This is a genomic window from Acinetobacter sp. AL9, assembly GCF_041464035.1.
GTDB lineage: Bacteria > Pseudomonadota > Gammaproteobacteria > Pseudomonadales > Moraxellaceae > Acinetobacter > Acinetobacter towneri.
Genome location: NZ_JAYFSK010000081.1, coordinates 1 through 8,177, shown reverse-complemented (window position 1 = coordinate 8,177; position 8,177 = coordinate 1). Strand labels below are relative to the sequence as shown.

The window sequence follows — 8,177 nt, the reverse complement described above, 5'->3', positions numbered from 1 at the left end:
AGAACGGACTGACCGCTACAAGTCGGAACTGACCGACTCAGGCTCTAGTTACACGCTTGGCAACAAGACATTAACAGAGTGCGAATTAGTCCTTGAGTATGTTTGAATACATTTTAAGGAACAGCAATATCCTTTTCAGGTATGATTCAACAATGAAAAATGTAACTCAGGAACAAGTCAATGTTTGAAGTCATTGATACTTTAAAAGAAAAATTAGATCAGTATCGTCCTCTTCCCTCTGAAATTGTAAAAAACTTACAAGAAGACTTGATTGTTCGCTGGACTTACCATTCCAACGCAATTGAAGGCAATACACTTACCTTGCTCGAAACCAAGGTGGTTCTTGAAGGGATTACTGTTGGTGGTAAAGCTCTTCGAGAACATTTCGAAGCAATTAACCACCGCAATGCAATCTACTATGTTGAAGACATCATCAAGAAACAAGAATCTTTTTCTGAATGGCAAATCCGAAACATCCATCAACTCATTCTCAAGAATATTGATGATGACAATGCAGGACGTTATCGTCAGCAAAATGTACTGATTTCAGGTGCTACGACCACTCCACCTGATTACACCTTACTAAATGACAAAATGGCTCAGTTTGTGGATTGGTATAATACTGAAGCAGATCAATTACATGCCATTGAATGGGCGGCCAAGGTACATGCAGATTTTGTAGGAATTCATCCATTTATTGATGGGAATGGACGTACTTCACGTTTATTGATGAATTTAGAATTGATGAAGGCTGGTTATCCGCCCTGTGTCATTAAGGTAGAAAATCGCTTGGCCTACTATGAAGCTTTAGATCAATGGATGGCTCATGGTAAAACCGAACCTTTCGTTCAATTAGTTGCGGATGCAGTACTCGAAGGATTTAAGCCTTATCAGCTGGTTTTAGGAATTTAATCCCAATCCGACGAGTGGAGTTGTTTTTTCCACTGCTGTTTCTACCATCTTGATTATGTAACAAAATCAAGATAAATAAATAAAATGAATGAATATCAGCATGGTGGTACCCGTGCAGGTTCTGGTCGCAAACCGGTTCATGAAGGTCCGACCAAAGTCATCCGGGTTCCTGAAGCCCGTGTACTGGAGATCAGGCAGTATCTAGATCAGGTGAAAAACCAGCCCGCAATGATATTGCTTCGATTACTCCCGTTGAAGCCAGAACGCATTATGAGATTCCAGTTGCCTTGCAAAAGGTGGCTGCAGGTTTCCCTTCCCCCGCCCAGAACTATATCGACAAGACCCTGGATCTGGATGAATTCCTGCTCCAGAACCAGCAAGCCACGTTTATCGTTGAGGTGGAATCGCTGTCTATGCGCGATGCCGGGATTGATCTGAAGGATAAGCTGATTGTCGATTTAAATGTCGTATTTTTGCTCGACAAAATGTCGTATTTTTGCTACTTTGAAAAAGAGTAATAACGCCAGTTTTTGGAGGGTGTGATGACGATTAAAACCAGAATTCAGATGCGCATCAAGCGTGCAAAACGTTATGTTTTCATGCGCCAGGATTTTAGCGATATTGCCAACTATGATCAGATTGGGCGAGTCTTGCGTACCCTTGTACAAGAAGGTGAGCTTTTAAAAGTTGGTTATGGAATTTATACCAAAGCCAGAAAAAACCAGATTACGGGTAAAGTGATGCCTACCTGTCCAGAAGGCGCTGATGCAGTGATCCTGGAAGCACTAAAACGATTAGATGTGACAATCACGTTGGGTGATGCGACGGAAAAATACTTATCTGGCCAATCAACCCAGATTCCCGCATTCACTCAAATTAAAACTCCTCGTCGTTTTACACGCCAGTTGTCTGTAGGACGAAGCCAAGTTAATGTCTGATATAAAAGATCTGTTCGCTGATGTCGCTGACGCACTTGGCATTGGTGCAACGTCTATTGTTGAAAAAGATTACTATGTTGTCGAACTACTGAGGTTGTTACAACCTTTAGAGTTTGAGACGCATGACTTGGTTTTTGCGGGTGGCACTTCTTTAGCCAAAGCAAATATTCAGCTAAACCGGATGTCCGAAGATGTCGACATCAAATTAGTTCCCAAATCGGATATTGCATTCAGCCGCTCTAAAGCCAAGGCTGTACGTAAACAATTACTTCATCAAGTACAAGAGAAGATTTCTCAATCTGATATGTTTCAAATCGAAGAGGAGCCGATTGTTCGGGATGAATATCGTTATGTCGAGTTATTGATCCGGTATCCTCAACATTTCAATCAAGCACCCTGTTTACGGCCATTCATTAAACTGGAATTGGTGGAAGCGGATTTGCTTGAGCCTTTTGAATCCAGAAAAATTACTTCATTTGTGTATGACCTGGCTAAAGAAGGGAAACCAGTGGATATTTTTCCTTCCGTCACAATTGTGAGTACCAGTATCGAAAAGCTGATAGCAATTTTAAGGCGTACAGCTGCTTTTGCTAGAAATGCCGAAAGAGCTGATGATGAATCATTAGTTCGACATGTGTACGACTACTTCAAAATTACCTATGGTAAACCCCAAGATTTTGTTTATTTAGGACAGTTAGCCACCAAAGTCATAAAAGCAGATATTGAGCGTTATGGTCGTCAACATGTTCTTATGGTGGAAGATCCGATTGCTGAATTGTTATTTGGTTTAACTGAATTAAGTCGTAATCCACTATATCAAGACAGATTTAATCAATTTGTCGCGCCAATGGTGTTCGGGGATGAACAAATAACATGGCAGCAAGCTTATTCACATTTTCAAGATTCAGTTCAACAGATCTTCGCCAACTTAGAGTTATAAATTTAAAAAAGAAAATGGCTGTCAGTTACACCAATTAACTAGACTGAATGAACAGATAATCAATAACTTACCACAAATAATTTACATAAATAAATTAGAGTGGTAACAGCAATAAGTGAGAGTGGCTTGCATATTTACACAATTAAGGAAGAGTATCCATCGAATTGGGCTGCGATCACAGCTATTGCTCCCTGAGCAGTATACTGCGCAAGGGTTGTACTCTCGAAACACTACGTGTTTGGTATCAAAAATATTTAGATAAACAAAATCCAGTTAAAGTACAGCAGCTTTCAGACCAAGAACGTATCAAACAACTGGAACGCGAAAATAAAGAACTGCAACGTGCGAATGAAATTCTACGTAAAGCAGCCGCTTTTTTCGCTCAGGCGGAGCTCTGTTAGCGGCAGTGTAAAAATAACCCCCTAACGGCATTTAAAAACTGAGCCCCTTGGTGACATATTCAGCTCCTACAAAATTCAATAGTAGCTGCAGATCGACTTAATGCGACAGAACCGAAATATTGCCTCAAATAATTAAGGTTCGGTTACTAGGTCTGTAAAACAAACCCATTGCAGAATAGTGTTTAACTATCACTGATTTTTGTTGCTTAATACAAATTTTAACAGTGGTTACTTTTTTGGTTACTGCAATGTAGAATACCATAATAATATTTATAAAAAACATATATATAAATATTTATATGATGCGTAATATACGCATCATATATAAAGCGTTCTATTTTGATATAATTGATCCAATCAACCCCTTATTAGGTTTCATTTAAATTCCATGAGTCTTACTGAAATCAAAGTTCGCCAAGCTCATTGCAAGGATAAAACCTGTTTTTTATCCGATGAAGATGGGCTTAGCCTGAAGATTGAGCCGAGCGGAAGAAAATCTTGGTGCTATCGCTATACAGATCCACAAACTAAAAAACGTCGACGCATTCAGTTAGGTCTTTATCCTGATTTATCGCTGAAAAAGGCACGACAAGTCAGAGATGACTTTAAAGACAATGATTTCTGTTTTGAACATGATACTGCCTCTAATCTCATCACCTTTGGTAAGGTTGGGGAGGAGTGGTTACAGTTCAAACTGAAAAATGCCTTCAACGATCTACCCCGCTGTGGTGTACTACAGTTAGCAGAAAGATGCTTACAGCAAGATCTTTATCCAGACCTTCAGGATTTACCTTTTCAAAACATCAAGCGTTATGACCTGGTTTCAGTAATCAAAAAAATAGAGGGACGCCAAGTAAAAGAACCTGTCAAGAAAGCTTGTAGTTATTTGAACCAAATTTATGACTACGCTGTAGCGATGGGTTATTGTGAATTCAACATCGCGCATGGTTTAAATAAAATCACCATTAACAGTAAAATCAAGAAAAATTATCCGTATTTGAAAGCGGAGGATATATCTGATTTTAAGTATAAATTACAAAAATTGAATGTCCATCCGATTATTAAAAAAGCACTGATGTTTAAATTATATACTGGAGTGCGAGGGGCTGAATTGTTATTGTCTGAGCCTCATCATTTTGATTTAAATGAAAAAATCTGGAAAATACCTGCCTTGCATATTAAACAGTTTCGACGAAAAGTCATATTAGGCCATGAGATTCCAGATTTTTTAGTTCCACTTTCAAATCAGGCTTTAGAGATTTTGAAAGACGTCATGCAGTGGTCATACGGTGAAAAATACCTTTTTGCTAGCCCTCGCAAACACAATCAACCGATTCATTTTAATACTCTAAATATGGCCATACGTAAGATGGGGTATGGCAAACATCAACTATCTTCTCATGGATTACGTTCTACTTTTAGTACCATTTTGAATGACTCAGGTTTGTTCCAAGATAATTGGATTGAGGCACAACTTTCGCATATTGATAAGAACCGTACCCGTGCCAGCTATAATCACGCTGACTATTTAGCTCAACGGACTGAAATGATGCAGTGGTGGGGTGATTATTTAAGTACTAGTAAGTGAAAATCGTACTAAACCGTACCGAGTTTGTCGGAGACTTTTTATTTAAGTTAGGCCACCTGACCTAACTGGTTAATCTTATTGTTATCGGCAGTGTAAAAATGACCCCCTTGGTTAATATAGCGGTCATTTTGGACTGCTCAACATGTTAACTTTGGAGCAAGCAGTGACAATCCAAATTCTTCATCAACAGGGTAAATCTATTAAAGCCATTAGTCGTGAACTGAGGGTGTCCCGAAATACTGTGCGTAAATATTTACGACAGATAAATTTAACTAGCCAATGCTTTGCCTCGAGTTGATCTGGAAGACTGAGATCTAAATAAAAGAAACCATCATATCCTTGTGTTAGTAATAATTTAGGCCATTCAGCTTGAACACCTGAAGAACCAACAACAAATAAACCATATGATGCAAGTGACTCAATGAAATCTTCTTTCCTCTCAATAATTTCGCTTAGGCTAAATCCACGAGGTTTCACAGTTGGAAAATGATCTTGAAGCCAATCAAATGGTGGTTATACACAATACAATTGTATATTAATATAAATATCAAAGATTTAAAAATTTCGCTCTAGCCAAAAAATGCACAAAAAGCCGATTTTGAAACAAGTCGGCTTTTTTATGAGCGGTTTTGATATGTTTTGCCAATAAAATTGATCAAAAACCCTTCATATTTCGCTTTTTCCCTGATAACTCAATGCCTGCACTTCGGAAATTATCCGCAATTTCTGCGGATAAACCTTGGGGTAAGTTTTGAGCAATCTTGTAAGCCAAAGCTGACATGAATTAGGGACCATTGCGTCTATGTCAGTATGAGGATTTTTCATATGATGGGGATATAAAGAACAGGATGTTCCAACACATAAAACAATAATGATAAGTGCGACACCAGGACGTGAGGTACGACAGGAGTTATACCTAAACACCCAATACGAAAAAGCCCGACAGGATGTCGGGCTTTTTTATTGCCTTATGATTTTAATTTCACTTTGACTTTACAAGATTTAATGTTATGGTAAATATCAATGATATATATCTTGGTTTCGGGAGGTAATTATGGAAATTGCGAAAGTATTTCAAACTGGTCGCAGTCAGGCTGTTCGCTTGCCTAAAGCCTTTCGCTTTAATGGCACGGAAGTGGCCATCAAAAGCTTCGGGCGTGGTGTATTACTCATGCCCATCGACAATCCTTGGGATGTCATGTTAGAAGCCATCAATGAGTTTGAGGGTGGATTCCAATTGGAGCGAGCTGATCAAGGCGAACAGTTCCGTGAGGAGTTCAGATGATTTACCTCTTAGACACAAATATTTGTATCTATGTCATCAACAATAAGCCTCAACACGTTTTCGAGCGCTTTAAGCAATATCAACTCGGCCAGCTTGCGATTTCGAGTATCACGGCATCTGAGCTGGCTTTCGGTGTAGAGAAGTCTGGATCTGAACGCAATAAACAGGCGTTAAACAAGTTTTTGTCACCTTTAGAGATTCTTCCTTACGATGAACAAGCAATTTGGCATTACGCCAAATTACGCCAAGATCTTCAATCCACAGGTAAACCGATTGGCAGCTTAGATATGCTGATCGCTGCTCATGCTTTGGCATTGGATGTTGTATTAGTAACGAACAATACAAAAGAATTTGAACGGATTGATGGTCTAAAGCTAGAGAATTGGATCTAATCGCTATATCTAGCCCTATGCAGAGCTAGTGTTATTCCCAAGTAGAAATGTCCTGTTTTTAACTGCAAGAGTCAAGCACAGGATTTAAATTTCTTTGTTCAATAACAGCTTTCTGAGCTTTACGACTCGGCATACTTTTCTTGGCCCGGGAACGTTTATTCTCAACAATCTCATTTTGCTGTAGTCCAGCCAGTTTATTGAAGACGCTATAGTTGATCTTCCGTCCTTCATGCATGATTGCCACAGTACCATCCAGGTACTCCAGAAATGAAATGTATTGCCCAACAAGCTTATGATTCAGCTCTGTCGGTTCAAGCAGATAAATACACTTGTCATACGTGATGGTTAGATTCTTGGCGACCTTACGCGATTCCTGCCAGGTAAAAATATCATCCAGTTCAAGATCAGATTCGGTTAATGGCCGATGCAGGTTCTTTAAGTTTCGCGCACATTTGGCGAACTTCTGATTGAACTGCTCAATAAAGCAGGGTAACCATGTATTGGCCTCTGCAATCAAACCGATACCTTCCAGACGCATCTCCTTGATCAGACGGTCCTGCAGAGTTCTGTTGGCCCGTTCCACACGTCCTTTGGCCTGAGGGGAGTTGGCAAAGATAATATCGATGTTTAACTCATTCAGAATCCGGTCAAATTGCGTAATTTGGCTGTCTTGCCTGGATTTCTGATTAACTCTGAATACCGAATGTTTGTCGCTATAAAAGGCCAGAGGTTTGCCGTATTGTTCAATGTAGGCTCGGGTTGAAAGCATGTAGTCAAAGGTCGTTTCAGCCTCACAAAAGCGCAGATGTAACAGCTTTCCAGTGGCATCATCGATATAAACCAGCAAGCAGCATTTAGCGTCACGTCCTTCAAACCAATCGTGATATGAGCCATCAATCTGGATTAGCTCACCAAAGCAATCGCGGTTATATCGAGGTTGATATGGACGTTTCTGGCGCTTGGATCGCGGAATCCAGAGACCATTTGCAGTCATCCAGCGCCGAAGCGTTTCTACAGGGATATTCAGGTCAAACATGCTGTTGAGCTTCTCATGCGCCAAGGTGGGTCCAAAGCCCAGCAAATGTTCAGCAATAATGGAAAGGCACTTTGATTTTAACAAGTCATCATGGCGACGATGGCCAGGTTGACCACGACTGGCATGTGCCATACCTGAGACACCATCTTGATTGAGCTTCTGCAATAACCGGATTGCATATTCCTGCATAAACCTACCACCTATTCCTATTCGTTCCCTACCACTTATTCCTGTTCCAAGTCGGCCACTTAGGGTTTATTCAGTAATAGAATTTTAAGGCTTTATTGCCCAAACCTATTCTTAAAAGCTTGTTCAGCAATATAATTCTTAGATAAATTGCATATTCTTATCATACAGGACACTGATTCTTCTCTCATTTGGATAGTTACTATGAATTCACTTCCGTCCTAATAGTCTGCCCCAAAAGCTTTTTGGCTTCCAATTCGGATCTAAAAAGTCATAATTATAATAATCTAATGGTTTTACTGGCATCAATTCCATAGGAACCAATGGGTTATCAATTTCAATTTCTAACCCATTCATCCACGGGTAATCCCCCATACGCGCCAACTTAAGGCTTAAACTGTTGAAATATATTATAATTATCGCTTGAAAAATAAAAAAGGTGGTTGTATTTATTAATGCGCTAACACAAAACACAACCACCGTGGCGTATCATGATTCA

General features: G+C 39.7%; 7 protein-coding genes and 4 pseudogenes. 9 read left to right on the top strand and 2 right to left on the bottom strand.

What is annotated here, in order from left to right; translation table 11 throughout:
* Window positions 1-180 precede the first annotated feature (180 nt).
* The 7 genes and pseudogenes from ACEO2X_RS12730 to ACEO2X_RS12700 form a co-directional block, all read left to right on the top strand.
* Window positions 181-912: a Fic family protein gene (locus ACEO2X_RS12730; protein ID WP_371972103.1), complete on the top strand. Its 732-nt coding sequence runs from the start codon at window positions 181-183 to the stop codon at window positions 910-912.
* Window positions 913-1,208: 296 nt separating this feature from the next.
* Window positions 1,209-1,430 carry a LexA family protein gene (locus ACEO2X_RS12725; protein ID WP_371972104.1) on the top strand — a complete coding sequence of 74 codons (222 nt, stop codon included), beginning with the start codon at window positions 1,209-1,211 and terminating at the stop codon, window positions 1,428-1,430.
* Between the two features lie 24 nt (window positions 1,431-1,454).
* The gene (locus ACEO2X_RS12720; protein WP_180187300.1) at window positions 1,455-1,850 is read left to right on the top strand and encodes a DUF6088 family protein; all 396 of its coding nucleotides are present in this window, start codon (window positions 1,455-1,457) and stop codon (window positions 1,848-1,850) included.
* Window positions 1,843-2,790 carry a nucleotidyl transferase AbiEii/AbiGii toxin family protein gene (locus ACEO2X_RS12715; RefSeq protein ID WP_180187301.1) on the top strand — a complete coding sequence of 316 codons (948 nt, stop codon included), beginning with the start codon at window positions 1,843-1,845 and terminating at the stop codon, window positions 2,788-2,790. Before ACEO2X_RS12720 ends, ACEO2X_RS12715 begins: the two co-directional genes overlap by 8 nt.
* A 144-nt stretch (window positions 2,791-2,934) precedes the next feature.
* Window positions 2,935-3,170: pseudogene (locus ACEO2X_RS12710) on the top strand (IS3 family transposase); the annotation flags it as partial.
* Window positions 3,171-3,579: 409 nt separating this feature from the next.
* On the top strand, window positions 3,580-4,779 hold the full coding sequence (locus ACEO2X_RS12705; protein ID WP_253153372.1) for an integrase arm-type DNA-binding domain-containing protein: 1,200 nt from the start codon (window positions 3,580-3,582) through the stop codon (window positions 4,777-4,779).
* 142 nt (window positions 4,780-4,921) lie between these two features.
* A pseudogene (locus ACEO2X_RS12700) lies at window positions 4,922-5,038 on the top strand (helix-turn-helix domain-containing protein); the annotation flags it as partial.
* A gap of 5 nt (window positions 5,039-5,043) precedes the next feature.
* Here the strand turns inward: ACEO2X_RS12700 and ACEO2X_RS12695 are convergent.
* Window positions 5,044-5,283 (bottom strand): annotated as a pseudogene (locus tag ACEO2X_RS12695) (type II toxin-antitoxin system HipA family toxin); the annotation flags it as partial.
* Between the two features lie 550 nt (window positions 5,284-5,833).
* On the opposite strand from ACEO2X_RS12695, the gene ACEO2X_RS12690 reads away from it, so the two are divergent.
* Together ACEO2X_RS12690 and ACEO2X_RS12685 are read left to right on the top strand one after the other, a co-directional pair.
* Window positions 5,834-6,064, top strand: coding sequence for an antitoxin (locus tag ACEO2X_RS12690; protein ID WP_004779823.1), 231 nt, complete (start codon window positions 5,834-5,836; stop codon window positions 6,062-6,064).
* The gene (locus ACEO2X_RS12685; RefSeq protein WP_253153489.1) at window positions 6,061-6,456 is read left to right on the top strand and encodes a type II toxin-antitoxin system VapC family toxin; all 396 of its coding nucleotides are present in this window, start codon (window positions 6,061-6,063) and stop codon (window positions 6,454-6,456) included. Before ACEO2X_RS12690 ends, ACEO2X_RS12685 begins: the two co-directional genes overlap by 4 nt.
* A gap of 58 nt (window positions 6,457-6,514) precedes the next feature.
* Here ACEO2X_RS12685 and ACEO2X_RS12680 read toward each other — a convergent pair.
* Window positions 6,515-7,663, bottom strand: a pseudogene (locus ACEO2X_RS12680) (ISNCY family transposase); the annotation flags it as partial.
* Between the last annotated feature and the right edge of the window lie 514 nt (window positions 7,664-8,177).